The sequence below is a fragment of the Pseudomonas sp. UBA7500 genome (assembly GCF_002478435.1).
GTDB lineage: Bacteria > Pseudomonadota > Gammaproteobacteria > Pseudomonadales > Pseudomonadaceae > Aquipseudomonas > Aquipseudomonas palmensis.
This window is the reverse complement of sequence record NZ_DLNW01000034.1, coordinates 90,138-117,073: the sequence shown is the minus strand read 5'-3', so window position 1 is coordinate 117,073 and position 26,936 is coordinate 90,138. Positions and strand designations below refer to the sequence as shown.

16 protein-coding genes are annotated in these 26,936 nt (G+C 67.7%); 10 read left to right on the top strand and 6 right to left on the bottom strand.

Going from position 1 to position 26,936, the window contains the following annotated elements; all coding sequences use genetic code 11:
* Positions 1 to 12,528, bottom strand: a 12,528-nt coding sequence (locus B4I46_RS15610) for a non-ribosomal peptide synthase/polyketide synthase (protein WP_286900894.1), incomplete at its 3' end; no start/stop codon positions are given.
* A gap of 251 nt (positions 12,529 to 12,779) precedes the next feature.
* On the opposite strand from B4I46_RS15610, the gene B4I46_RS15605 reads away from it, so the two are divergent.
* The 9 genes from B4I46_RS15605 (at position 12,780) to B4I46_RS15565 (ending at position 20,113) form a co-directional block, all read left to right on the top strand.
* A complete protein-coding gene (locus tag B4I46_RS15605) occupies positions 12,780 to 13,742 on the top strand; it encodes a siderophore-interacting protein (RefSeq protein WP_043862414.1) in 963 nt (320 codons plus the stop codon).
* 198 nt (positions 13,743 to 13,940) lie between these two features.
* Complete coding sequence (locus B4I46_RS15600) at positions 13,941 to 15,140, top strand: PepSY-associated TM helix domain-containing protein (protein WP_058542014.1); 1,200 nt, start codon at positions 13,941 to 13,943, stop codon at positions 15,138 to 15,140.
* Positions 15,137 to 15,676, top strand: a complete 540-nt coding sequence (locus B4I46_RS15595; protein WP_275731494.1) for a thiamine pyrophosphate-binding protein — start codon at positions 15,137 to 15,139, stop codon at positions 15,674 to 15,676. The genes B4I46_RS15600 and B4I46_RS15595 overlap by 4 nt, the downstream gene beginning before the upstream one ends.
* Positions 15,676 to 16,014: a hypothetical protein gene (locus B4I46_RS15590; RefSeq protein WP_043862411.1), complete on the top strand. Its 339-nt coding sequence runs from the start codon at positions 15,676 to 15,678 to the stop codon at positions 16,012 to 16,014. Before B4I46_RS15595 ends, B4I46_RS15590 begins: the two co-directional genes overlap by 1 nt.
* Positions 16,011 to 16,589 (top strand): DUF6162 family protein, encoded by a 579-nt coding sequence (locus B4I46_RS15585; protein WP_286900891.1) that lies wholly within the window; start codon positions 16,011 to 16,013, stop codon positions 16,587 to 16,589. Before B4I46_RS15590 ends, B4I46_RS15585 begins: the two co-directional genes overlap by 4 nt.
* Before the next feature lie 35 nt (positions 16,590 to 16,624).
* A complete protein-coding gene (locus tag B4I46_RS15580; RefSeq protein ID WP_274097157.1) occupies positions 16,625 to 17,551 on the top strand; it encodes a metal ABC transporter substrate-binding protein in 927 nt (308 codons plus the stop codon).
* Positions 17,548 to 18,309 (top strand): metal ABC transporter ATP-binding protein, encoded by a 762-nt coding sequence (locus tag B4I46_RS15575; protein WP_058542016.1) that lies wholly within the window; start codon positions 17,548 to 17,550, stop codon positions 18,307 to 18,309. The genes B4I46_RS15580 and B4I46_RS15575 overlap by 4 nt, the downstream gene beginning before the upstream one ends.
* The gene (locus B4I46_RS15570) at positions 18,309 to 19,208 is read left to right on the top strand and encodes a metal ABC transporter permease (protein WP_043862407.1); all 900 of its coding nucleotides are present in this window, start codon (positions 18,309 to 18,311) and stop codon (positions 19,206 to 19,208) included. The genes B4I46_RS15575 and B4I46_RS15570 overlap by 1 nt, the downstream gene beginning before the upstream one ends.
* Complete coding sequence (locus tag B4I46_RS15565) at positions 19,205 to 20,113, top strand: metal ABC transporter solute-binding protein, Zn/Mn family (RefSeq protein WP_043862406.1); 909 nt, start codon at positions 19,205 to 19,207, stop codon at positions 20,111 to 20,113. Before B4I46_RS15570 ends, B4I46_RS15565 begins: the two co-directional genes overlap by 4 nt.
* A gap of 75 nt (positions 20,114 to 20,188) precedes the next feature.
* Here the strand turns inward: B4I46_RS15565 and B4I46_RS15560 are convergent, their stop codons facing one another.
* Positions 20,189 to 21,715: an MFS transporter gene (locus tag B4I46_RS15560; protein ID WP_054915568.1), complete on the bottom strand. Its 1,527-nt coding sequence runs from the start codon at positions 21,713 to 21,715 to the stop codon at positions 20,189 to 20,191.
* 214 nt (positions 21,716 to 21,929) lie between these two features.
* Between B4I46_RS15560 and B4I46_RS15555 the strand changes: the two genes are divergently transcribed.
* Complete coding sequence (locus B4I46_RS15555) at positions 21,930 to 22,802, top strand: LysR family transcriptional regulator (protein WP_043862404.1); 873 nt, start codon at positions 21,930 to 21,932, stop codon at positions 22,800 to 22,802.
* A 15-nt stretch (positions 22,803 to 22,817) separates the two neighbouring features.
* Here B4I46_RS15555 and B4I46_RS15550 read toward each other — a convergent pair whose 3' ends face one another.
* The 4 genes from B4I46_RS15550 to B4I46_RS15535 all read right to left on the bottom strand — a co-directional run bounded on the left by B4I46_RS15550 (position 22,818) and on the right by B4I46_RS15535 (position 26,909).
* A complete protein-coding gene (locus B4I46_RS15550) occupies positions 22,818 to 24,230 on the bottom strand; it encodes an aspartate aminotransferase family protein (RefSeq protein WP_054915569.1) in 1,413 nt (470 codons plus the stop codon).
* Between the two features lie 125 nt (positions 24,231 to 24,355).
* Entirely contained in the window at positions 24,356 to 24,829 is a 474-nt protein-coding gene (locus B4I46_RS15545; RefSeq protein ID WP_286900887.1) for a GNAT family N-acetyltransferase, read from the bottom strand.
* 68 nt (positions 24,830 to 24,897) lie between these two features.
* Positions 24,898 to 26,229 (bottom strand): ATP-binding protein, encoded by a 1,332-nt coding sequence (locus B4I46_RS15540; protein ID WP_104572908.1) that lies wholly within the window; start codon positions 26,227 to 26,229, stop codon positions 24,898 to 24,900.
* Positions 26,226 to 26,909: a response regulator gene (locus tag B4I46_RS15535; RefSeq protein ID WP_286900885.1), complete on the bottom strand. Its 684-nt coding sequence runs from the start codon at positions 26,907 to 26,909 to the stop codon at positions 26,226 to 26,228. The genes B4I46_RS15540 and B4I46_RS15535 overlap by 4 nt, the downstream gene beginning before the upstream one ends.
* Positions 26,910 to 26,936 lie beyond the last annotated feature (27 nt).

Genomic DNA, 26,936 nt, shown 5'->3' with positions numbered 1-26,936 from the left:
CTGGTTGGCACGCTGGTCGAGCGCGGCATAGCTGAGCGACTGCTCGCCGAAGGCCACCGCGATGGCTTGCGGGGTCCTGTTCGCCTGCGCCGCGATGTGCTGGTGAATGCACGGCCCGGGCGCGTGCTCCGCCTCGACCGGGTTCCACGCCTGCACGATGCGCGCCTGTTCCTGGCCATCCAGCAACGCCAGTTCGGCAATGCGCTGCTGCGGCTGCTCGACGATACCCTGCAGCAACTGTCGCCAGTGGCTGGCCAGGCGCTGGATGCTCGCCTCGTCGAACAGGGCGGTCGCGTAGTTCAGCGTGGCGCCGAGCCCGTTCGCCTGCTCGACGGTCTCCAGGGTCAGGTCGAACTGTGCAGTGCCCTGCTCCCACGCCAGGCTCTCCACGGTCAGGCCCGGCAAGCTGTGACGCGCGCCCTTGACCTGGCTCTGGTGGCTGTACATCACCTGGAACAACGGCGTGTGGCTGAGGCTGCGCTGGGGATGCAACGCCTCCACCAACTGCTCGAATGGCAGGTCCTGATGGCCCTGCGCGGCCAGCGCCGTGCGCTGTACCTGCTGCAGCAACTGGGCAAAGGTGGTGTGCGAATCGAACTCGGCCTTGAGCACCTGGGTGTTGACGAAGAAGCCGATCAGGCGCTCGGTCTCCAGCCGGGTACGGTTGGCGATCGGCACCCCGACACGAATGTCATCCTGCCCGGTGTAGCGATGCAGCAAGGCCTGGAAGCTGGCCAGCAGCAACATGAACAGCGTCACGCCCTGGGCCTTGGCCAACTGCTCCAGCGCGCTGGCCAGCGAAGGGTCGAGTTCGATGCCCAGGTTGGCCCCGGCATGGCTTTGCGTGGCGGGGCGCGGCCGGTCGGTGGGCAACTCCAGCAACGCCTGGCCACCCGCCAGCTGCGTGGTCCAGTAGGCCAGTTGGCGGGCCTGCTCACCGGCCTCCATCCACTGGCGTTGCCACACCGCGTAGTCGGCGTACTGGATCGCCAGCGCCGGCAACTGCAGCGGCTGGCCCCGGCGATGGCCTTCGTAGAACTGGATCAGTTCCTCGACCATCACCGGCATCGACCAGCCATCGGAAACGATATGGTGCAAGGTGAGCACCAGCACATGCTCGCCCTCGGCCAGGGCCAGCAGCTTGACGCGCAACAGCGGCCCCTGCTGCAGATCGAACACGCGACGGGTTTCGGCCTCCACCAGCATCTTGACCCATGCCTGCGCATCGGCACCGGCCGGCACGCCGACCTGCTCGACCTGCAGGGTGAATGGCGCGGGTGCATGGATCACCTGCACCGCCTGACCATCGGCCTGGCTGAAAGTGGTGCGCAAGGTCTCGTGACGTTCGATCAGCGACGTGAAGCTGGCCTGCAGGGCATCGATGTCCAACGCGCCCTTAAGGCTCAGTGCCAGCGGCATGTTGTAGGCCGTGCTGTGGGCATCCAGCTGCCAGAGGAACAGCTGGCGTTGCTGGGCATACGACAGCCGCAGTGGCTGATTGCGCGCCACGTGCCGGAAGGCCGGCGCCGTGGCACGGCTGGCGCCCTGCACATCGGCGATGAAGTCGGCCAGCAGCGGTGCCTCGAACAGCGCACGCAAGGGCAGTTCGACCTCCAGTTGCTGGCGTAGACGCGACACCACCTGGGTCGCCAGCAGCGAGTGCCCGCCCAGCTCGAAGAAGTTGTCGTTCAAGCCCACCTGCTCGACCTTGAGCACCTGCGCCCAGATCGCCGCCACCTGCTGCTCGAGCACACTGACCGGTGCCACGAACTGCTGCTGCACCTGGCTGGTATCCGGTGCCGGCAGGGCCTTGCGGTCCAGCTTGCCGTTGGGGTTGAGCGGCAGTGTGTCGAGGAACACGAAGTACGACGGCACCATGTACTCGGGCAGCATCGCCTTGAGGTGGTCACGCAGCGCACCGCGCAACTCGGCCTGCCCTGCCCCGCTGGCCACCACGTAGGCCGCCAGCTGCTTGCCGCCCAGGCCCTGCACAGCGAGCACCACTGCCTCGCGCACGGCGGCATGCGCCTGCAGCGCGATCTCGATCTCGCCCAGCTCGATACGGAACCCGCGAATCTTGACCTGATGGTCGGTACGCCCGACGTATTCGAGTACCCCGTCGGCACCATGGCGCGCCAGGTCGCCGCTGCGGTACAGGCGCCCGCCACCCTGCACACTGGTGTCGAACGGATCGGGCAGGAAGGTCGCCGCGGTACGCCTGGCATCGCCCAGATAACCGCGCCCCACACCGATGCCGGCCACGAACAGCTCGCTGATGGCGCCGTTGGGCACCGGGTCGAGGTTGCCGTTGAGCAGGTACAGGCGGTTGTTGTCGGTGGCCACGCCGATCGGCAGGCGAATCCCCGTGGTCGAGGCCGGCAGGACGTTGAACAGCGCCACGTCGTCGGAACACTCGGCCGGGCCATAGGCGTTCACCAGGCCCACCTCGGGATAACGCTGCACCCAGCGCCGCGCCAGCTCCGGCGCCAGCGCCTCGCCGGTGGTCAGCAGCCAGCGCAGCCGACCCAGTTCCTGGCCGGGGCTGCCCAGTTGTTCAAGCTCGTCGAGCATCACCTGCAATAACGACGGCACGCTCTCGAGCAGGGTGATGCCGCGCTCGCGAACGTAGCTGAGCAACGCCCGCGGGTCATGCGCAATGCGGTTGGGCACGATATCCACCTGCGCGCCGAACAACGGCGCGGCCAGCAGCTGCCAGACCGAAATGTCGAAGCTCTGCGAGGCGGTCTGGGCGATCACGTCCGCGTCGTCCAGTTGCAGGTAAGGCACCTTGCTCAACTGGTTGTTGAGCATGCCGCGCTGCTCCACCTGTACCCCTTTGGGCGTGCCAGTGGAGCCGGAGGTGTAGATCAGGTAGGCCAGCGCTCGCCCGCCCGTATGGCGACCGGGGTAATCGATCGGCACGTCCACCGGCGGCAGTGCATCGTCGATCAGCAGCGTCGCTCGGCGAGCCTCGGGCAGCAGGGCCAGCAGGCCCTGGGCACGGGCCGCGAAGTCGCTGCTGGCCAGCAGTACCGGCGCACCGGCCAGGGCCAGCACCTCGGCCAGGCGCTGGTCGGGCAGTTGCGGGTCCAGCGCCAGGTAGGCACAGCCGGCCTTGAACACCCCCACGGCCATGCCCAGCAGCTCCAGATTGCGCTCGCTGAGCATCGCCACCGGCTGGTCCGGCTTGGCCCCGGCGGCCATCAGTGCCTGCGCCACCCGGCTGGCGTGCGCGTCCAGCTCGCGGTAGGTCCATGCCTGCGTTTCGCAGCGCGCCACCACCTGCTCGGGGTGGGCCGCCAGTTGCGCCTCGAACAGGTTCACATACCCGGCCTCCAGCGGGTATTCGGCCAGGGCCTCGGGCTGTTCATGCACCTTGGCCAGCTCCGGCGCGCCCACCAGGGCCAGCTCGTCGAAGCGACCATGAAAGCCCTCGGCCAGGGCCAGCAGCAGGCGACGGAAGTCTTCCAGCAGCGCGGCAATGGTGGGCTCGTCGAAGTAGCTCTGGTCGTAGGACAGGTGCAGGCCCAGCTCGTCGCCGGGGTAGATCACCACTGTCAGCGGGTAATTGGTGTGGGTTCGCGACGTGGAACCGGCCACGTTGAGCTGCTGCGCATTGCTCAGCACCTTGCTTTCCATCGGCGCGTTTTCATACACCAGCAGGCTGTCGAAGATCGGGTGCCCCGCTTCTACCGCACTGCACGCCTGGATCTGCACCAGCGGCAGGTACTCGTATTCGCGCAGGGTGAAGTTCTTCTCGAACAGGCGCTGCAGCCAGGCCTTCACGCTCAGGTCGTCACCGGCCTGCGGAATGTCCACGCGCAGCGCGATGCTGTTGATGAACAGCCCCACGGTGCTCTGCATCTCCGGGCGATTGACCGGGCGGCCCGCCACCGTCACCCCGAACAGTACGTCGTGCAGGCCGCTGTAGCGGTGCAGCACCAGCGACCAGGCAGCCTGGGCGAAGGTGTTGACGGTGATCTGATTGCGCTGGGCCAGTTCATGCAGCAGGCGCCCCTGCTCGGGGGCCAGGTACACGTAGTTGTCGCCGATGCCGGCCGACTCGCCATCGCCCTTCTTACGGTCGAACGGCAGCGCGGTGACTTCGCTGAAGTCCTGCAGCTCTTCGCGCCACATTGCCAGCGCCGCCTGCTCGTCCTGTTGCTGCAACCAGCCGATGAAGCTGCCGAAGCGCTCGGCGGCCGGCAGGGTCTGACCGTTGTAGAAGGTGAAGAAGTCTTCGAACAGCTGCGAGTGGCACCAGGCATCCAGCAGGATGTGGTGGTTGCTGAGGATGAACCAGTAATGGTCGGTTTCACGGCGGATCAGACGCACCCAGATCGGCGGCTGCTCCAGCAGCCTGAAGCCCTGGTCGCGCTCCTCGCGCAGCAGCGCCTGCAACGACACCTCCTGCTGCTCAGACGTCTGCTCGCTCCAGTCCAGGAAGCTCACGCTCAACTGCGCCTGGCGGTGCACGATCTGCAGCATCTGGCCATCACGGTCGAGGCTGAACGAGGTGCGCAGCGGTTCGTGACGCTGCGCCACCGCACGCCAGGCCACGGTGAAGCGCTCGAAGTCGATGGGGCTGCGGATGCTCTTGCGCGCCTGCATGAAGTAGATGCCCGAATGCGGGTCCATCAGGGTGTGCAGCAGCATGCCCTGCTGCATCGGTGACAGCGGGTAGATGTCTTCGATATCGCGCGCGGCAACCGGCAACTCGTCCAGGCGTGCCTGGGTCAGGCCGGCAATCGGGAAGTCCGATGGGGTCAGGCCGAAGCTGTCTGGCCGGACGCAATGCGCGATGAGCGCCTTGAGCTCTTCGGCATACGCCTGGGCCAGGGCCTGGATGGTCGGTTCGTCGAACATGCGGCGGCTGAAGCTCCAGCCCAGTTTCAATTCGCCGCCATACACCTGGCCATTGATCGCCAGCCAGTTGCCCAGCGGCGCCTCGGGGCTCTGGTTGGCCCCGGCGTGCTCGCTGGCCGGAGTGAGGAAGGCGTCCTGGCCGTCTTCGGCAAAGCTGCCATCGAACTGGCCCAGGTAGTTGAAGGTGATACGCGGCACCGGCAGCGCGGCCAGTGCTTCGCGGGCCTGCGCGTCACCCAGGTAGCGCAGCGCACCGAAGCCGATGCCTTTGTCCGGCACCGCACGCAACTGTTCCTTGATGCGCTTGATCGAGCCATCGAGGCTGTCGGTGGGGCTCAGCTTGACCGGGAACATGCTGGTGAACCAGCCCACTGTGCGGGTCAGGTCCACGTCATCGAACAGGTCTTCGCGACCATGCCCTTCGAGCTGGATCAGTACCTCATCACGCTCGGTCCAGCGTGCGATCACCCGCGCCAGGGCGGTCAGCAGCAGGTCGTTGACCTGGGTGCGGTAGGCGGCCGGGGCCTGTTGCAGCAACTTGCGGGTGGTGGCCGCGTCGAGCACGGTGTGGGCCGTGGCCAGATGCACGCCCTGCAGCGAACCCTGCGGATGGTCGCACGGCAGTTCGGCGCTGACGCCCGCCAGCTCGGCGGTCCAGTACGCCAGTTGCGGTTGCAGGGTGGCGGCATGGGTTTGCAAACGTTGCGCCCAGGCCTGGGTCGAGCTGGTCTTGGCCGGCAGGGTCACGGCCTGTCCGGCAGCCAGTTGCGTGTAGGCCGTTTGCAGGTCCTCCAGCAGAATGCGCCACGACACGCCATCGACCACCAGGTGGTGGATCGCCAGCAACAGGCGCTGACTGCCATCGGGCAGGGTCGCCAGTACCGCACGCAGCAGTTCACCGCGTTCGAGGTTCAGGCTGCGCTGGGCCTTTTCGCACAGCGCCTGCAACGCCTCGGCGTGTTCTGCCGCAGCCGCCCACACGATGGTCTGTTGCTGGGCCACGGCACCGTAGTGCGCGGCCCATTGGCCGTCGGCCTGGAGGCTGTAGTTCAGGCGCAGCGCATCGTGCTGGGTGGTCAGCGCCTGCAACGCCTGCTCCAGTGTCTGCGCCTGCAATGTCTGGCCGGGCTTGAGCAGCACAGCCTGGTTCCAGTGGTGCTGTTCGGGCATCTGCGCGCCGAAGAAATACTGGTGCACCGGCAGCAGCAGCGCCTGGCCGCTGGCAGCGCCCTGGTCGATCTGGCGGGCCTGCTCGCCCTGGCGCGCCACCGACGCCAGGCCCTGCACGGTCTGATGCTGGAACAGCTCCTTGGGGCTGAAATGGATGCCGGCCTGGCGCGCGCGGCTGACCAGCTGGATGGAGATGATCGAATCGCCGCCCAGTTCGAAAAAGTTGTCGGTAACGCCCACCTGCTCGACCTTGAGCACGCCCGCCCAGAGGGCGGCGAGCTGATGTTCCAGGTCGCTCTGCGGCGCCACGTAGGCCTGTTGCAGCAGGCTGGCGTCCGGTTTGGGCAGCGCCTTGCGGTCGAGCTTGCCGTTTGGGGTCAGCGGCAAGGCGTCGAGCACGATCAGGTGCGCCGGTACCATGTAGTCCGGCAGCACTGCTTTGAGGTGTTCACGCAAGGTGTTGCGCAGCTCGGTGTGCTGCTGCGCATCCGGCGCGGCCACGGGCACCACGTAGCCGGCCAGCTGTTTGCCGCTGGGGCCGGGGATGTCGACGACCACCGCTTCGCGCACCTGCGGGTGCCCCTGCAGACGGGCCTCGATCTCGCCCAGCTCGATACGAAAGCCGCGAATCTTGACCTGATAGTCGATGCGCCCCAGGTAGTCGACCAGGCCGTCGGCGCGCACCCGCGTGAGGTCGCCACTGCGGTACACGCGCGTGCCGTCGGCGGCGAACGGGTCGGGTACGAAGCGTTCGGCGGTCAGGCCGGGGCGGTCCAGGTAACCGCGTGCCACGCCCTGCCCGCCCAGGTACAGCTCACCGGCAAGGCCGTTGGGCAAAAGGTTCAGCTCGGCGTCCAGCACATAGGCCGTGCGGCGCCCCACCAGACTGCCGATGGGCGCGTAGGCGGCGCCACAGGTATCGCCTTCACGGGCCTTCCACAGCAGCGGCGTTACCACTGTTTCGGTCGGGCCGTAGCCGTTGACGATGTACTGCGGGCGCAACACACGCCAAGCCAGTGCATAGCTCGCCTGCGGCACGGCATCGCCGCCAAAGCAGTAGATGCGCACGGCCGGCGGGTTGCCGGCCTGTTCGACATGCTCGGCCACCTGCTGCAGGTATACCGGCGGCAGCGCAGTGACAGTCACGCCCTGCTCGCGCATCACCTGGCAGGCCTGCTCCGGCGACCACAGCTCGTCGCCGCGCAGCAGCAGGCGGGCGCCGTGGCTCAGGGCGGTCAGCCAACGCTCGTGGGCACCGTCGAAGGCCAGCGACATGAACTGCAGCTCGCAGTCGCGCGGGGTCATTTCATAGCGCTCGCCGATGGCCAGCACGTGCGCCACCAGCGGGCCATGCGCCACCGCCACGCCCTTGGGCTGGCCGGTGGAACCGGAGGTGTAGATCACGTAGGCCAGGTTGCCTTCGTTCAGCGCCACCTGCGGCGTGGTGTCGGCCCGCTCCTGCCAGGCCTGGGGCTGGTCCACCAGCAAGGTCGCCATCGCGCCGGGCAGCGCCAGCTGGTCGAGCACGTCGTGCTGGGTCAGCACCAGTGCAGCCTTGCAGTCCTCGATCATGTAGTGCAGACGGTCCTGCGGGTAGGCCACGTCCAGCGGCACATAAGCACCCCCGGCCTTGAGCACCGCCAGCAGGGCCACCACGGTGTCGACCGAGCGGCGCAACGCCACGGCCACGCGCACCTCGGGGCCTACGCCCAGTTCAATCAGGTGATGCGCCAGGCGGTTGGACTGGGCGTTCAGTTGCGCGTAGGTCAACTGGCGCCCTTCGCAGAGCACCGCCACCGCGTTCGGCGTCAGTGTCGCGTGGTCTGCGATCAACTGGTGAACCTGGCGCTGGCTCGACTGCTGGCCGGGCTGCCACTGGCCGAGGATCTGCCGGCGCTCGTCGGCGCCCAGCAGGCTCAGTTGCGCCAGGCGCTGACGCGGGGCCTGGCAGATGCCTTCGAGCAGGTTCTGCCAGTGCGCGGCCATGCGCTGGATGCGCGCGGCGTCGAACAGGTCGGTGCAATAGTTGAAGGTGGCCACCAGCCCGCTGGCGCGCTCGAAGGTGTTGAGCGAGATATCGAAATGCGCGGTCTGCTCGACCAGGTCGATTTCCTCGACGTGCAGGCCGTGCAGGCTGTCGGCCGAGACCTGGCCGCCAACGTCGCGCAGGTGGTTGTACATCACCTGGAACAGCGGGTTATAACCCAGCCCGCGCTCGGGCTTGAGTTCATCGACCAGTGCGTCGAACGGTACGTCCTTGTTGGCCTGGGCCTGCAAGGCAGTGTCCTTGACGGCCTCCAGCAACTGGCTGAAGGTCAGCGCCGGGTCGATGCCCACCCGCGCCACCAGGGTGTTGACGAAGAAGCCGATCAGCCCTTCGAGCTCCAGGCGATTGCGGTTGGTGACCGGGATACCGATGTTGACCTTGGGCTTGCCGCTGTAGCGTGACAGCACGATGGCAAACGCCGCCAGCAATACGTGGAACAGCGTGGCGTTGTGCTGCACCGCCAGTTCGCGCAGGCCGCTGGCCAGCGTGTCCGGCAGGCGGATGTCGATACGCCCGCCCTGATGGCTCTGCTCCTTGGGTCGGCTGCGGTCGGCCGGCAGTTCGAGCACCGCGAAGTCATCTTCGAGCTGGTCCTTCCAGTACTCGAGCTGGGCCTGTTGCAGCCCCTGGGCCAGACGCTTGCGCTGCCAGGCGGCGTAGTCGGCGTACTGCACCGGCAGCGCCTCCAAGTGCAGCGGCTCGCCGCGCACACGGGCGTTGTAGGCGTTCGCCAGCTCGCGCATCATCACCCCCATCGACCAGCCGTCGGAGACGATGTGGTGCAGCATCAGGCCCAGCACATGCTCGTCACCGGCGCACTTGAACAGGCTGACGCGCAGCAGCGGGCCGTGCGCCAGGTCGAACGGGGTGGCGGCCTCTTCGTCCAGGCGCTGCATCAGTGCCTGTACAGGCTCGGCGCTGAGGTCGTGAATCGCGATGGCCAGCGGCGCAGGCGGCAACACGCGCTGCCACGGCATGCCGTCGCGCTCGTCGAACACGCTGCGCAGCGACTCGTGGCGACCCACCAACGAATCGAAGGCCGACTGCAGGGCCGACAGGTCCAGCGCGCCGTGCAGACGCACAGCCAGCGGCGTGTTGTAGGCCGCGCTGTGCGGGTGCAGCTTCCAGAACAGCCACTGGCGGTACTGGGCATGCGAAACCGCCAGCGGCGCGCTGCGGTCCAGTACCTCGAAGTCGGCTTGCGTTACCGGCGCCAGGGCTTGCGCCACGTCGGTGAAGGCCAGCAGGTCGGCGCTGTCGAACAGCGCGCGCAGCGGGATATCCAGGCCCAGTTGCTTGCGCACCCGCGAGACCACCTGGGTGGCCAGCAGCGAGTGTCCGCCCAGGGCGAAGAAGTTGTCGTCCAGGCCCACCTGATCCATGTGCAGTACTTCGGCCCAGATCTGTGCCACCACTGCCTGCAATGGTGTCTGCGGCGCACGGTAGGTAGTCTGTGCCGCTGCCGGCTGCGGCAGGGCCTTGAGGTCGAGCTTGCCGTTGGCGGTCACCGGCAGGCGTTCGAGCAACGACAGGTGGGTGGGCACCATGTGTTCGGGCAGGGCCTGCTTGAGCGCGGTGCGGCTGGCATCGAGCAGGGCCTGCTGCGCGGCATCGCCGTGTGGCGCGTCAACCGGCACCAGGTAAGCGGCCAGTTGCTGCGCCTGGCCCTCGCCCACCACACGCACCACGGCAGCACGAATGCCGGGCAACTCGCGCACGCGACTCTCGATTTCTGCCAGTTCCACACGATAACCGCGAATCTTGACCTGACCGTCCATACGCCCGGCGAACAGCAGTTGCCCCAGGCCGTTGCGACGCACCCAGTCGCCGGTGCGGTACAGGCGCCCGCCGGCAGCGTCATCCGGGTCGGGCACAAAGCGTTCGGCGGTCAGCCCGGCACGCCCCAGGTACCCCCGGGCCAGCCCGGCCCCGGCGATGTACAGCTCGCCTCGCGCCGCGCCTGGCACCTGCTGCAGGCAAGCATCGAGCACCTTCACGCGAAGGTTGTCCAGCGGCGTGCCCAGCACCGGCTGGCCATCCATTGCATGGGTCAGCACACCCACGGTGGTTTCGGTGGGGCCGTAATGGTTGATCACCGCAAGCGTCGGGGCCAGCCCCGCGATGCGTTGCAGCAGAGCAGGCGTGCAGGCTTCGCCGCCGAGGATCAGGCACTGGCGGGGCAACGCTGCTGAACCTGCAGGCAGCATGGCCTCCAGGTGCGAAGGCACGATCTTCAGCGCATCCACCGCGTGCTCGTGCAGGTAGCGGGCGAAAGCGTCGGCATCCAGCACCGTCTGCTTGTCCAGCAGGTGCAGGGTCTTGCCGCTGCACAGTGCACCGAACAGCACGGTGTGGCCCAGGTCGGCGGCAGGCGTGGTGACCATCGCCAGGCTCCCGATGGCCTGCATCGGCAGGCGTCGACCGACCCCGCGCACGTAGTTGGCCAGCGCGCCATGGCTGATGCCGACACCCTTGGGCCTGCCGGTGGTGCCGGAGGTGTAGATCACATAGGCCAGGTTGTCCGGCGCGACCGCCACTACCGGCGCGGCAGCGTCGGGGTACACGGCATCGGCGTGCATCAGGTGTACCTGCACCGGCAATGTTTCTGCCCAGGTCGAAGCGGCCAGCACCACGCGCACGTTGCTGTCAGCCAGCATGAAGTCGAGCCGCTCGCGCGGCTGCTCGGGCTCTAGTGGCAGGTAGGCGGCGCCTGCCTTGAGCACAGCCAGGATGGCCACCAGCATGTCGATGGAGCGGTCGGCAACCACGCCGACCCGCTCGTCCACCTGCACCCCGGCCTGGCGCAACGCCGCAGCCAGTGCGTCGCTGCGCTGGCACAGGGTGGCATAGGTGATCTGCCGACCGGCGCTGATGGCCGCGATGCCCTGCGCAGTGGCTGCGCCCGCCTGCTCGATCAGCTGATGGATGCAGGTGTCGTCCAGCGCGAGGGCCGGCGTGTCGATGTGCGGGGTACCGGCGACCAGCAGCGGCAGCTCACCGACGGCACGCGACGCGTCCGCCACCAGGCCTTGCAGCAATTGCACCCAATGCTCGCCCATGGCGACGATGGTGGCCGCATCGAACAGGTCCAGCGCATAGGTGAAGGTGGCGTGCAGGCGACCGGCGCTTTCGTAGGTGTCCAGCGCCAGATCGAAACGCGCGCTGTGCTTGTCCAGCGCGACCTTCTCCAGGGCCAGGCCCGAGCGGGTGGTGATCTGCGCAGCATCGGCGATGTTGGCCTGGTGGTTGAACAGCACCTGGAACAGCGCGCCCTGGTTGGCGCTGCGTGGCAGATCAAGCGCTTCGACCAGGCGCTCGAACGGCAGGTCCTGATGCGCCTGGGCGCCGACAGCGGTGTGCTTGATGCGCTGCACCAGCTCGGCCACGTCGATCAGCGGGTCGATATCGGTGTGCAGCACCTGGGTATTGATGAAACAGCCGATCAGGCCCTCGACCTCGGCGCGGTTGCGGTTGGCCACCGGCACCCCGACGCGGATCGCGCGCTGGCCGCTGTAGCGTTGCAGCAGCAGCTTGAAGCCGCCCAGCAGCACCATGAACAGCGTTGCGCCCTGGGCGCGGGCGAGGCTGCGCAACTGCTCGGCCAGCGCCGGCTGCACTTCGAAGGCATGCCGCGCCCCGCGCTGAGTCGGTATGGCCGGACGCAGGTGGTCGAACGGCAGCACCAGCGGCGCATGGTCGTCACCGAGCTTTTCGCGCCAGTAGCCAAGCTGGCGTTCCTGCTCGCCGGCCTCCAGCCAGCTGCGTTGCCACAGCGCGTAGTCGCGGTACTGGATCGGCAGCTCGGGCAGGGCCGCTTCGCCCGAACTGCTGGCGGCGTCGTAAAGGCGGATGAACTCGTCGATCAGCACGTTCAGCGACCAGCCGTCGGCGACGATGTGGTGCAGGGTCAGCAGCAGCACGTGCTCGCACGCGTCGAGCCTGAGCAGTTGCACGCGCAGCAGCGGACCGTTGCCCAGGTCGAAGGGGCTGCCGGCATCGGACTCGACCCGTGCGCCGACTTGTGTTTCGCGGTCTGCGGGTGCGAGATGGTTCAGGTCATGGGTGACGATCGTGACCGGTGTGGGCGGCAGAACGCGCTGACGGACCTGCCCGTCGCCCTGTTCGAACAGCGTGCGCAGGGTTTCATGGCGAGCCACCAGCGCATCGAAGGCCTGTTGCAGGGCATGGTTGTCGAGTTCACCCTTGAGGCGCACGGCCATGGGCAGGTTGTAGGCGGCGCCTTGCGGGTCGAGCTGCCACAGGAACCACATGCGCCCTTGCGCGTAGGACAGGCCGTCGCGCTCGCTGCTGGTGGCGTTGGCCGGGATCGGGAACTGCGAGAAATCGACGCCCTCCTTGCGCAGTGCTTCCAGGAACAGCGGACGCTTTTCGGTTGGCAGTTCAATAAAGCGGCGAGCGAGTTTCAGCGAGTCTTGGGCATTCATGCAATGCGTCCTTGTCGATAGGATGCGGGACCACAAGGTCCAGTCGTATCCACAAGAACGAAGCAGGTGCAGGGTGATTTAGGCTGTGAAAGCGCCGGCGCATGCGTTGGCCAGCAAGGCTGGCGCCTGCACAGCGTGCACACGGCACATGCAACGTGCCGGGGCCTGCGGAACTGGAGTGGCCAGCCCCCTAATTTCCCCCCGTCTTCCCTCGTCTCCAAAGAGAACCCGCTGCAAGAAAGGCCTATGCCATGTCCACCGCCTCCTCCCTGACCCGCGCCGTCGGGCGCGGCCTGCGCAAGCTGGCCGGCGCACAGCCCGAGCGCGCCTACCGCCTGTTCGATGTCACCCTCAAGCAACGCATCCAACTGAGCCCGTCGTTGAGCCGCCTGGTGTTCACCGGCCCGGACGTGGCCCGGATGCACACCCTGGCTGCCGATCAACGCGTCAAGCTGTTCTTCCCCGCCGCCGACGGCAGCCCGCCCGAACTGCCCAACGACCTGCACTGGAACGAAGCCCGCCGCGCCCTGGCCGAGGCCAGCCGCCCGCCCATGCGCACCTACACCATCCGTGCCCTGCGCCGCGAACAGGCCGAGGTGGATATCGATTTCGTACTGCACGGGGTCAACGGCCCCGCCTCGGCCTGGGCCACCCACGCCCGCACAGGCGACCGTCTGCAGATCCTGGCACCCAACCTGGCCTTTGCCGGCGACCCCGGGGGCTACGAATGGAACCCGCCCGCTGGGGTGCGCAACATTCTGCTGGTGGGCGATGAAACCGCCTTGCCAGCCATTGCCGGCATTCTCGAAACCCTCGCCGGGCAAGATGACCCGCCCCAGGTCGAAGCCTATGTAGAGGTGCCGCTGCAACAGGACTGCCTGGCCCTGCGCTGCAATGCCAGCACCACCTTGCACTGGCTGCCACGCGACCAGCAACAGCGTATCCAGGGCCAGGCCATGGTGCATGCCGTGACCCAGCTGGCCACCCTGCCCGCCAGACGCCCGCCCGCCGACACGCGCCTCGAGGAGGTGGACATCGACCAGCAGATCCTCTGGGAACGTGCCAGCGCCAGCCACCAGAGCTTCTACGCCTGGGTGGCCGGGGAATCGGCTGCGGTGATGCAGATCCGGCGCTTTCTGATCAACGAACAGGGCCTGGACCGCAACGCGCTGACCCTGATGGGCTACTGGCGCGCCGGCCGCACGTTCGAGTAGGACCGCAGGCGTTTTCCAGGGCTCCGGGCGGCAGGCCGGGAGCCTTGGAAACATTTGCTTGCATTTTTTTGTGCAGGATTTCTGCTTCTCATTCGTCCTAACAATTACCACTGCACCCTTTCGAGCGAGCCTGAGCCCAGACACCCCGTGCTCCGGAACCTCATGCTCACCACACTCCGAATCGAAGTTGCCTGCCCAATGTCGAAAAAGTCACGTTCAAAACTCTGGTTTCTGGTCCACAGCTGGCTAGCCCTGCCGATCTGGTTCTTCGTGCTGATCGTCTGCTTCACCGGGACGCTGGCCGTGGTCAGCCAGGAAATCGTCTGGCTGGCGCAGCCCGAGGTCCGCGCCTCCAAACCCGACGGCGACCCGCCGATGCTGGGCTTCGACCAGGTGCGCGCCGCCGTCGAGGCCGCGCAGCCGGGGGTGTATGTCAGCACCATCGTGCGCCCGGACGAATCGCATTTCGCCCTGACCGTCAGCGTCACCTACCCCGACTCGCGCTCCACCACGCTCTACGTCAACCCGTACACCGGGGTGGTCCAGGGCGAGGCGGCGCAGTTCAACTTCCAGGCCTTTACCCGCGCCCTGCACGGCTGGTGGCTGGTGCCGTTCACCAATGGCTACAGCTGGGGCTGGTACCTGGTGTCGCTGCTGGGGCTGCCGATGCTGGCCTCGCTGGTCACCGGGCTGGTGGTGTACAAGCGCTTCTGGAAGGGCTTTCTCAAGCCGACCCTGCGCCTGAAGCACGGTGCGCGGATTTTCTGGGGCGACTTCCACCGCCTGAGCGGGATCTGGTCGATCTGGTTCATCGCGGTCATCTCGATCACCGGTACCTGGTTCCTGATCCAGGCGATTCTGTTCGACAACCAGATCTCGATTTCCAGCAACCAGGTGCTGCCGGTGATCGCCCGCGAGAACGTGCCCACCGCGCCCGCCGGCCAGCCGGCCCCGGTGCTGAGCCTGGATGCCATCGAAAAGATCGCCATCGACAAGATCCCGGGGCTGGACGTGAGCTTCATCAGCCTGCCGAGCAACGCCTACAGCCACACCGAAGTGGGTGGGCGCAGCTGGTACCCGCTGATGTTCCAGACCGCATCGGTCAACCCCTACAGCGGCGTGGTCGAGGCCCATGAGCTGCTGTCCGACCGCAGCAAGCTCGAATTCGTCACCGAGTCGATGCGCCCGCTGCATACCGGCGATTTCGGCGGTATCTGGATCAAGCTGATCTGGTTCGTGTTCGGCCTGCTGCTGAGCATGATGGTGCTCAGCGGCCTGCTGATCTGGACCAAGCGCACCGCCATCGCCACGGCCACCGCCCTCAAGCGCAGCGAAAAACCGGCACGCGCCAAGCGCGCCGCCGCTGCCACCCCTACCCCTTCGGAGAGCCAGGCATGAGCAAGGCAATCGCTGCACAACCGCCTTCGCGCCTGCGCCAGTTCTGGCTGAAGTGGCGCTTTCACATCAACGTCCTGCTATTGCTGGTACCGCTGGGTTTCATGCCCAAGTACTTCGCCGATGTGGCCTTGTTTCGCGGTGACGTGGGCCTGGGCGAACGCGAGATCGGCGAGGTCCAGGTCGGCCCCTGGAGCCTGAAGCTGGCCGAGCTGCGCAACGAGGCGCCGCGCCAGGACGGGCCGGCCGGCTACATGAAGAGCTTCAACGCCAGCCTGTGCGAAGCCTGTATCCCACAGGTCAAGGCCACCTACCTGCGTATCGGCAAGCCGCGCAGCCTGCGCGCCGCCGGCGGAATCTTCTTCGGTTCCCCTTACCGCATGGGCGCCACGGTGCCGGTGCCGCTCAAGACCAGCCCCGACGCCGAACTGTGGGTGACCATGGAAGGCTGGGACGGCAGCATGCACCAGGGTTCGGTCCCGCTCAGCAAGGCTTCGCCAAGCACTGTCGCCTGGCTTCAAAAACAAGGAGGCAAATGATGCCTGTTTCTGACCTGCTGCGTCGCCTGGGTGGCGCGGCACTGCTCACTTCGCTCGCCACCTTCAGCAACCTGGCGCTGGCCCACAACCCGATCTGCGAATGCAAGCAGATCGAAGGCGGCCAGATCCAGTGCACCGGCGGCTTTTCCGACGGCAGCGGCGCCCCCGGCGTAACCCTCGACGTGATCGGCTACGACGAAAGCATCCTGGTGCCCGGCAAGCTGGGCGAAGACTCCAAGCTCACCTTCAAGCGCCCCGATGCCGAGTTCTACGTGCTGTTCGACGCAGGCCCCGGTCATGTGGTGGAAATCGACCAGGCCGACATCGAGGCACCATGAGCACCCCGACCACGACCCAGACCATCCGCCCGGCCGGTGCCGGCCATGAAACGCTGTACGTGCTGCTGTTCTGCGCCCTGGTGCTGCTGGTGGCCGGCGCGGTGGTCAGCTGGCGCGGCGAAACCACCGAAACCAGCGAAGTGGCGGCCCATCAGTTCGATGCGCGCCGCGACCTCACGGCCGGCGAGCAAGGGATGTACGCCGACCTGCGGGTTACCCTGGAGGAGATCCAGCTGCGTCAGCAGGAAGAACAGCGCCTGCCCACCCCGGCCGAGCTGGATGCCGAGGGCTACGCCCCGTTCGCCCGCGACGCCAGCGCCGTGAGCCGTGGCGGCCACACCTGGCAGTTGCTCGAAGGCGGCGCCTACCTGGGGCTCAGCCAGGCCAGCGAAGTGGCCGGCTCGTTCCTGATGCGCCTGGGCGCACAGCCCGACAGCCCGGCCGATATCTGGCTCAACCGCAGCACCGACCTCACCGCCCCCCACGACCTCAGCGACGCCGCCTTGAGCGCTGCGGGCTGGCAACAGGTCGTCGCGCAATTCGATGCCGGGGTCACTCGCCAGCATCGGCACTGAACCCACGGATACACCTGAGAGAAGACCGCCTGCCCATGTCTATTTCATCGTTTCTGGTCAACCGCCGACGCATCCTGGCCGGCGTGTTCGCCCTGTGCCTGGCGCCCCTGGCGCACGCCGAAGAGGCCAAGCGCCTGCGTATCGGCATCACCCTGCACCCCTACTACAGCTACGTGGCCAACATCGTCGGCGACAAGGCCGAGGTGGTGCCGCTGATTCCGGCAGGCTTCAACCCGCACGCCTACGAGCCACGCGCCGAGGACATCAAGCGCATCGGCACGCTGGACGTGGTGGTGCTCAACGGCGTGGGGCATGACGATTTTGCCGACCGCATGATCGAGGCCAGCGAAAAGCCTGGCGTGGCCACCATCGAGGCCAACGCCAATGTGCCGCTGCTGGCGGCCACCGGCATCGCCGCACGCGGCGCGGGCAAGGTGGTCAACCCGCACACCTTCCTGTCGATCAGCGCCTCGATCGCCCAGGTCAACAACATCGCCCGCGAGCTGGGCAAGCTCGACCCGGCCAACGCCAAGGCCTACACCGCCAATGCCCGCGCCTATGGCAAGCGCCTGCGCCAGCTGCGTGCCGAGGCCCTGGCCAAGCTCACCAGCGCGCCCAATGCCGACCTGCGCGTGGCCACCGTGCACGCGGCCTACGACTACCTGCTGCGTGAATTCGGCCTGGAAGTCACCGCCGTGGTCGAGCCCGCCCATGGCATCGAACCGAGCCCCAGCCAGTTGAAGAAGACCATCAACCAGCTGCGCGACCTGGACGTGAAGGTGATCTTCTCGGAGCTCGACTTCCCGTCCACCTATGTGGACACCATCCAGCGTGAGTCCGGCGTGCGCCTGTACCCGCTGTCGCACATCTCCTACGGCGACTACAGCGCCGAAAAGTACGAAAAGGAGATGACCAGCAACCTCGATACCGTGGTGCGCGCGATCCAGGAGGCCGGGGCATGAGCGCCATCGAGCCGATCACCCTTGCCAGCCAGGGCCCCGGCGTGGAGTTCGACGCCGTTGGCCTGACCCTGGGCCGCACCACCATCCTCGACCAGGTGAGTTTCAAGGTGCGCCCTGGCAGCGTGCATGCGCTGGTGGGGCCCAACGGCGGCGGCAAGAGTTCGCTGATCAAGACCCTGCTCGGCCAGATGCCCCACCACGGCCGCCTGAACCTGCACTGGGCCGGCGCCCCCGGCTGCATCGGCTACGTGCCGCAGGCCCTGGAATTCGACCGTGGCCTGCCGATGACCGTGGACGACTTCATGGCCGCCATGTGCCAGCGCCGCCCGGCGTTCTTGGGGCTGTCGCGCCACTACGCGGCGAGCATCGGCCAGGCGCTGGAGCGCGTGGGCATGCAGGACAAGCGCAAGCGGCGCATGGGCGCCCTCTCCGGCGGCGAGCGTCAGCGCGTGCTGCTGGCCCAGGGGCTGATTCCGGCGCCGCAACTGCTGGTGCTGGACGAACCGATGTCGGCGCTGGATGAAGCCGGCATCCGCATCTTCGAACAACTGCTGCTGGACTGGCGCGCCAGCGGCACCACCGTGCTGTGGATCGAACACGACCTGGAGGCGGTGAAACGCCTGGCCGATCACGTCACCGGCCTCAACCGGCGCATCCTGTTCGACGCGCCGCCCGAGCAGGCCCTGCGCCCGGAGGCGCTGCTGCAACTGTTTTCCACCCACCCACGCAGCGCTGCGGTGACCGGGAGCCACGCCTGATGAACTATGAAGAATTTCGCCTGATGATCCAGGGCCTGGCGTCCTCGGGCTACCTGCCCGAAGCCCTGGCCTATGGCTTCGTGGTCAACGCGCTGCTCGCCGGCCTGCTGATCGGGCCGGTGCTGGGCGGGCTGGGCACGCTGGTGGTGGTCAAGCGCTTTGCGTTCTTCTCCGAGGCGGTGGGCCACGCGGCCCTGACCGGGGTGGCCATCGGCATCCTGCTCGGCGAACCCTATACCGGCCCCTACGGCAGCCTGTTCGGCTACTGCCTGCTGTTCGGCGTGCTGCTCAACTACCTGCGCAACCGCACCGGGCTGGCCCCGGACACCCTGATCGGGGTGTTCCTGTCGGTGTCGCTGGCGCTGGGCGCAAGCCTGCTGCTGATACTGGCGGGCAAGATCAACGTGCACATCCTGGAGAACGTGCTGTTCGGCTCGGTGCTGACGGTCAACGGCAACGACCTGCTGGTGCTGGCCATCGTCGGCGCGCTGGTGCTGGGCCTGAGCCTGCCGCTGTACAACCGCATCATGCTGGCCAGCTTCAACCCGCAGCTGGCGGCAGTGCGCGGGGTGGCAGTGAAGACCCTGGACTACCTGTTCGTGGTGCTGGTGACGCTGATCACCGTGGCCGCGGTGAAGGTCATCGGCGCGATCCTGGTGGGCGCACTGCTGGTGATCCCGGCCGCTGCCGCCCGCCTGCTGAGCCAGTCGCTCAAGGGGTTTTTCTGGACCTCGGTGGTGATCGCCACCCTCAGCACCCTGAGCGGCATCCTGCTGCCGATCGTGTTCGACCTGCCGTTGCCTTCGGGCGCCGCGATCATCCTGGTCGCCGGCATGGCCTTCGCCCTGGCCGCCATCGCCCGTGGCACCCTGCCCAGCCTGAAAGGAAACATCGGATGAAGCCGACATTTCGCCAACTGACCCTGGTACTGGCCCTGAGCGGCGCCTTCAGTGTTGCCGCACAGGCCGCCGAAGCCGCGCGCCCGGTGCAGGTACTGGCGTCCCTGCCCATCACCTACGGCCTTGGCCAATTGCTGCTCGACGGCAGCGAGGTGAAGCTGCAACGCGCCGCCGCGGCCAACCTGCCCGGCTCGCGCCAGACCGCCTACTTCAGCGGGCGTGGGGCGCCGGCCCTGCAGAAGCTGGCCGTGAACGCCGATGCGGTGATCGGCCTGCGCTCGGTATGGGCGGACGACCCGCTGTACCCGATGGCGCGGCGCAGCAATATCCGCATCGTCGAAGTGGATGCCGCACGCCCGGTGGATGGCAGCTTGCCCGGCATTGCGGTGCAGCCGGGGGCGCCAAAGGACGGCCTGAACAGCCAGCCGTGGCTGTCGAGCAACAACCTGGGGCGCATGGCCGACGTGACCGCCGCCGACCTGGTGCGCCTGGCGCCGGCCGCCAAGCCGAAAATCGAGGCCAACCTGGCCACGCTCAAGCAGCAGTTGCTCAAGCTCAGTGCCGACAGCGAAGCGCGCCTGGGCGAAGTCGACAACCTCAGCGTGGTAAGCCTGTCGGAGCGCTTCGGTTACCTGATCGGCGGGCTGAACCTGGAGCAGGTGGCCTACAGCGTACCCGCCGAAGACCAGTGGACCCCCGAGGCACTGCAACAGCTGACCGCCCTGCTCAAGGACAACGACGTGGCGCTGGTGCTCGACCACCGCCAACCGAGCGAGGCGGTAGCTGCGGCAGTCGCCAAGGCCGGCAGCCGCCTGCTGGTGCTGGAGGGCGGCGGCGAAAATCCGGTGAGCGAACTGCAGGGCAGTATCGATGAAGTGATCAAGGCACTCGCCGCGAAGGCCTGAAGGCCGGTAAAAACAAAGCCCCAGTGCGCAACGCCTGGGGCTTTTCAGTTGCGCCGAACGCCCGCGTGCGCGCGATCAGCGCGCCGGCAGCGGTTGCGGCACCGGCAGCGGCCTGCCAAGCAGCACACCGACCACCACGGCGAACACCAGCGCCGCCACCCCGGCGCTTTGCAGCACCGTCTCGAAGCCGCCGATGAAGGCGTGCTGTGCCAGCGGCGCGAGGGTTTCGCGCAGTGCCGGGTCGACCATAGCCAGCGCTGCCGGCAGGTCACCGGCGGCAACCCGGGTGGCCATGTCGCCGACCTTGTCCAGTTGCCCAGGCGCCACCCCTGCCACCGCCTCGCGCAGCAACTGCCCGCTGCGCGCCGCCAGGATGCCGCCCAGAATGCCGATGGCCAGCACGATGGCACCAAAGCGCGTGGTAGTGCTCAGGCCCGAGGCCATGCCGGTGCGCTCGCGCGGCACGCAGGCCATGATGTTCTTCTGCGTGTCACCGTTGAGCAGCCCGGCCCCGGCGCCCAGCACGATGCTGGCCAGGGCGAAGCTCAGGTAGCCGCCATAGCTGGCCGCCGCGCCGCACAGCAGGTTGCCCGCGCCCACCAGCAGCAGGCCCAGGGCGAACACCTGGGCGCTGCTCAGCCGCGCCGACAGGCGCATGCCCAGGCGCGGGGTCAGCAGCATCGCCAGGGCAAACGGCAGCATGCCCGCGCCGGCAGCCAAGGCCGACAGTTGCAGGCCGTTCTGCAGGTACAGCGGCAGCAGGGTCATCATCACCTGGGCACAGGCGGCGTAGGCGAACATGCCCAGCAATGCACCGATGAAGCGTGCGCTGCGCATCAGTTGCAGGTCGATCATCGGGCGCGCCTGGTTGCGCTCCACCAGAATGAACAGGCCGAACAGGAACGCTGCGATCACCAGGCGCCCAAGGGTCTGGGCACTGCCCCAGCCGACCTGGTTGGCATCGATCAGCGCCCAGATCAGGTAGCCCAGGCTGCCGGCGAAGGTCAGGCTGCCAAACGGGTCCAGCCGCGCGGCGGCGCTGTCGCGGGACTCCTCGACACTGCGCCGCACCATCACCGCCAGCACCGCCACCAGCGGCAGGTTGATGTAGAAGATCCAGCGCCAGCCCAGGGTGCTGGCGATCAGCCCGCCCAGCAGCGGCGCGAAGGTGATGGTCGCGCCCATGCACGCGCCCCAGAACGCCCAGGCCCGCATGCGCGCCTCGGGCTCGTGGAAGCGGTGGCCGATGGCAGCCAGTGCCGAGGTCAGCAGCAACGCCGCGCCCACGCCCTTGGCGGCCCGTGCGATGTCGAGAAACACCAGGGTGGGCGCCGCGCCGCAGGCCAGCGAGGCGAGGCCGAACAGGCCCAGGCCCAGTTGCAGCATGCGCCGGCGCCCGAAGCGGTCGGCCAGGCTGCCGGCGGGCAGCAGCAGTGCGGCGAAGGCCAGCAGGTAGGCGCTGACCACCCATTCGATGTCGGCGAACGAGCCGGACAGGTCGCGGGCGATGCTCGGCAGGCTGACGGCGACGATATTGGTGTCGAGAATGATCAGGGCGCACACGGCCGAAGCCGTGAACAGGGTGAAACGGGCGGAGGACATTGCAAGGCTCCCGTGCAAGGCGATCTGGGGCCGGTGTCGCGGTGTCCGAGCAGGCTGCCGCGACAGGGCCGGTGTAGCCACCGGATGCTCATCGGCGCAGCGGCTTTGCCGCCACGTCACGCATCTTGTAGTGTTACTACACATTACCGCCGCAACGGCCTGGCCTTGTTAGCCAGGATCGCCTGCGTCATTAGCCTGCAGCTAACGAGACCCCATGGAAATCCGCCATTTCCGCTATTTTCTCAGCGTCGCCCGCCTCGGCCACTTCACCCGCGCCGCCGAGCAACTGGGCATCGCCCCGCCGACCCTGAGCCGGCAGATCCAGGACATGGAAAGGCAGCTGGGTGTGCGCCTGTTCGAGCGCAGCCAGCGCGAGGTGTGCCTGACCGCCGCCGGCGAGGCGCTGCTGCCCGAGGCCGAACAGGCGGTGCGCCAGTTCGATGCCGCGCAGCTGGGCGCACAACGGGCCGGGCGCGGTGACGTGGGGCGTATCGAGTTGGGTTATGTGGCCTCGGCGGCCTTTTCGGGGCTGCTCCAGCAGCAGGTGACGCGCTTCAGCCAGTCGCACCCGGGGGTGGTGCTGAACATCCGCGAGCAACCCATGGCCGAGTCCCCCGCGCTGGTGCGTGACGGTGTGCTGGATATCGCCTACGTGCGCACGCCGATGGACCTGCCCGACGAACTGGTCGCGATGGATCTGCACGAAGAAGGCTTTGTCCTGGCCCTGCCGGCCAGCTCGCGGTTGAACGAGCTGCCGCAGATCATGGCCGCACGCCTGGCCACCGAAACCTTCATCTTGCCCGAGCAGATCTCCGGCACCCTGGCCGTCGCCGCCCAGGGTGGCTTCGTGCCGCGCCTGGGGCCGCAGCCGGGTAGCCTGGTGGCGGTCATCACCCTGGTTTCGCTGGGCCAGGGCGTGGCGCTGGTGCCCGAGTCGGTGCTGCAACACATCACCCTGCCGCAGGTCAGCTACCGGCGCATCGCCGACAGCCAACCCACCTCGTGCCTCACCGTGCTGCATCGGCGTTTCGAGAAGGCGCCCGCGGTGATGCGCTACATCGAGGCCCTGCGCAGCGGCCAGGGCTGATCGCACCCGCGCGCCTTACAGACGCTGCAGGGCCGCCGGCAAGGCGCGGGCGAAGCGCTCGGCCACGTCGTCCACCTGCGCGGCGGTAATGATCAGCGGCGGCAGAAAGCGCACCACGCAACCGTTGCGCCCACCCAGTTCGATGATCAGCCCGCGCTTGAGGCATTCGTTCTGGATCAGCGAGGCCAGCTTGCCGAACCCCGGCGCATGCCCCAGCGCATCGGCTGCCCCTTGCGGGTCCACCACCTCCACGCCGAGCATCAGCCCGCGACCGCGAATGTCGCCCAGGTGCGGGAAGTCGCGCTGCAGCACCGCCAGATGCTCGCACAGCCGTGCGCCCATGGCCTCGGCGTGGGCAGCCACGTCGTGTTCCTTGAGATAACGCATCACCGCCGAGCCTGCAGCCATGGCCATCTGGTTGCCACGGAAGGTGCCGGCGTGGGCGCCCGGCAGCCAGGTGTCGAGCCAGTCGCGGTACACCACCACTGCCAGCGGCAGGCTGCCGCCGATGGCCTTGGACAGCACCACCACGTCCGGCACGATGCCGGCGTGCTCGAAGGCGAACATCCTGCCGGTGCGGGCAAAGCCGCTCTGGATCTCGTCGACGATCAGCGCCACGCCCGCCTGCTCGGTGATGCGCCGCACGCCGCGCAGCCAGTCGAGGTCGGCCGGGATCATGCCGCCCTCGCCCTGCACCACCTCGACGATCACCGCCGCCGGCAACTGCACGCCGCCTTCGGGGTCGCTCAGCAGGTTTTCCAGGTAGCGCAGGTTGACCTGCACGCCCTGCTCGCCGCCCAGCCCGAACGGGCAGCGGTAGTCGTAGGGGTATGGCAGGAACTGAACGCCGTTGCCCAGCAGCGCGCCCATCGGTTTCTTCGGCCCCAGGCTGCCCATCAGGCTCAGCGCGCCCAGGCTCATGCCGTGGTAGCCGCCCTGGAACGACAGCACCGTGCTGCGCCCGGTGGCAGTGCGTACCAGCTTGAGCGCGGCCTCCACCGCATCGGTGCCGGTCGGCCCGCAGAACTGGATCCGGGCCTGGGCGCTGAAGGCCGGTGGCAGCAGGCCGAACAGGTCCTGCACGAACTGGTCCTTGACCGGCGTGGTCAGGTCCAGGGTATGCAGCGGCAGGCCGTCTGCCAGCACCTGCTGGATCGCCTCGATCACCACCGGGTGGTTGTGGCCCAGGGCCAGGGTGCCGGCGCCGGCCAGGCAGTCGATGAACTGGCGGCCCTCGACGTCTTCGACGTAAAGCCCCTGGGCACGCTTGAGCGCCAGCGGAATGCGCCGCGGGTAACTGCGTGCATTGGACTCCTGCTGCTTCTGTCGCGTCAGCAGTGGCGAATCTTCGAAGTGATAAAGCGTTTCGCCAGGCTCGTCGGCTGAAGAAGCCGGCTGTGCCTGGGCAAGGCAGGTAGCGACTGACATCGGAAGTAACCCTCGCAAGCAAGCGGATGGTCCCGCCACGCGCCGATGGCCAGCGTTGTGTCGGGATGTGTACTCGCTTGAAAGACGCACCAACGCCCTGCGGATTTAGCGCGCGGGGCGGTCTTCTAGAAGGTTTTGTGCATCAGTTGCAGGTGCAGGCCATGAAATCCCAGCGCCTCACCGCTGGGCGAATAACCCAGGCGTGCGAAAAAATCCTGGGCCGAGGCGGTGCTGTACAGCGATGCATGGGTACAGCCCCAGCGGCGCAAGGCGTGCTCCAGGTCCAGCACCAGTGCCCGACCGATGCCACGCCCGGTGTGGTCGCGCTGCACGAAGCACTGGCAGATCTCGCCGCTGCGCAAGGCCAGCGCGGTAGCCACCGGGCGACCCTGCCAACGCCCCAGGTTCAGGTACAGGGCCGGGTCGCCCAGCCAGTCGGTGATCTGCGCACGCTGCTTGCTGCGCGACCAGGCGTCGATCACCTGCAGGTCGCCGTGATGGTCCTGGTCGGCTGCGGTGGCGATGCTCTGCTGCATCAGCCGCTCGATCAGGGCGGCCTCGGCCGGCCGGGCCCTGGCAATGCGAATCCGTTCGTCCATGAGTGCTCCCTGGTGCTGTGCGGTCCACACCTTACGGGGGCGACCGGCGCCTGACGAGGCCGGCGGGGTTACATTTGATGTGCACGCAACGGCATCTGCAGCAACACGCGCAAGCCGTCGGCGTGGCTGTCGAACGTCAGCGAGCAGGCGCAGCGCTGCACGATCGCCTGCACGATCGCCAGGCCCAGGCCACAGCCTTCGCTATGGCCATTGCGCCAGAAACGCTGGGTCACATGCTGCAGGTTCTGTGCATCGATGCCCGGCCCATGGTCGCGTACCAGAAAGCCCACGGTGTTCGCCTCGACCTGAACATGCAGCTCCACCGGCGCATCGGCGGCGCTGTGGCGCAGGGCGTTGTCCAGCAGGTTGCGCAAGGCCGCCACCGCCAGCGCCGCGGGCATGTCGGGAAACACCTGGCCCGCCGGCGCCGCAGCCTGCAGCACGATGCGCCGGTTGTCGCCCAGGCCCGCATCCTGGATGGCCTGGCGGGCGATCTGCTCGGCGCTGTACTGCACGCCATCATCGAACGACAGACTGCCCTCCACCCGCGCCAGCAACAGCAGCTGCTCCAGGGTACGGTGCAGGCGATCGGCGCCCTGCTCGGCATGCTCCAGGGCCTGCTCGCGCACCTTGCCATCGGTCATGCGGGCCACTTGCAGGTGGGTCTTGATCGCCGTCAGCGGGCTGCGCAGTTCATGCGCGGCATCGCCGGTCAGGCGCCGTTCGCGCTCGATGGTCTGGCCGATGCGCTGGAACAGCTGGTTCTGGGTTTCGAGCAAAGGCTGCAATTCGCTGGGCAGGGCACGCACCTGCAACGGCTCCAGCGAGTCGGGGCTGCGCCTGCGCAGCGCGTCGCGCATGCGGTTGAGCGGCGCCAGGCCCTTGCCCACCCCCAGCCACAGCAGCCCGAGGCTGCCCAGCAACGCCACCAGCACGGGTGCCGAGGCCGCCAGCAGGATCGAGCGGTTCAGCGCCTCGCGCTCCAGGTGCCGGTCGGCAGTTGTGATGCGCACATCACCGCGTGCATAGGTGAAGCTGCGCCACAGTGCGCCATCGATCATCTGGTCGTGAAAGCCGCTGCGCTGATCGTCGAGGGTCTGGTCGGCATGGTTGTGGCTGCGCGCCAGGATCTCGCCGCGCAGCGAGCTGACCTGGCAGGCCATGCCATCGGGGATGCTGAACTGGTCGGTGCTCAGGCGCGTGCCCTCGCCCTTGCTGGTCAGCGGCTGCGGCAACTGGTCGATCAGCCCGGCGACCATGCGCGCCGACGCCACCAGGCGCTGGTCGAGGGAGAACATCATCTGCTGACGCAGGTCGCACAGCATCCACGTCGCGGCCAGGGCCCAGATCAGGATGAAGGCAGTGCCCAGAATCAGGCTCAGGCGCAGGCGCAGGCTCATCGTTGCAACGCCTGCGGCACCTGGGCCGGCCCCAGGCGATAACCCAGGCCGCGCACGGTCTCGACGATGCCGTTGCCCAGCTTGCGGCGCAGGTGATGGATGTGCACGTTCAGGGCATTGCTTTCGACCTCGTCGCCAAAGCCGTAGACGCTGTCCTTGAGCTGCTCGCTGGACAACACCCGGCCGCGGTTCTGCAGCAGGGCCTGGAGCAGCGCCTGTTCGCGGCGCGACAGGTCCACCGGCTGACCGGCCAGGTGCGCTTCGCAGCTGGAGGGGTCGAAGCTCAGCGGGCCGTGTTCGATGACGTTGACACAGCGCCCGGCCACGCGGCGCAGCAGGGTGTGCAGGCGCGCGGCCAGCTCGCGCAGATCGAAGGGTTTGAGCAGGTAGTCGTCGGCGCCGGCCTGCAGCCCGTCGACCCGGTCGGTGACCGCATCGCGCGCGGTCAGGATCAGCACCGGCAGGCTGTGGCCCTGCTGGCGCAGGCGTTGCAGCAGCTTGAGGCCGTCTTCGTCGGGCAGCCCCAGGTCCAGCACCATCACGTCGAAATGCGCGGCCTGCAGCATCGCCCGCGCCGCACCGGCGCTAGCCACGCGGTCGACGGTCAGGCCCTGGGCACTCAGGCCGGCAATGATGCCGCTGGCGATCAGGTCATCGTCTTCACAGAGCAGTACGTGCATGGGGCGGGCTCGGTCGTTGGCAGAAAG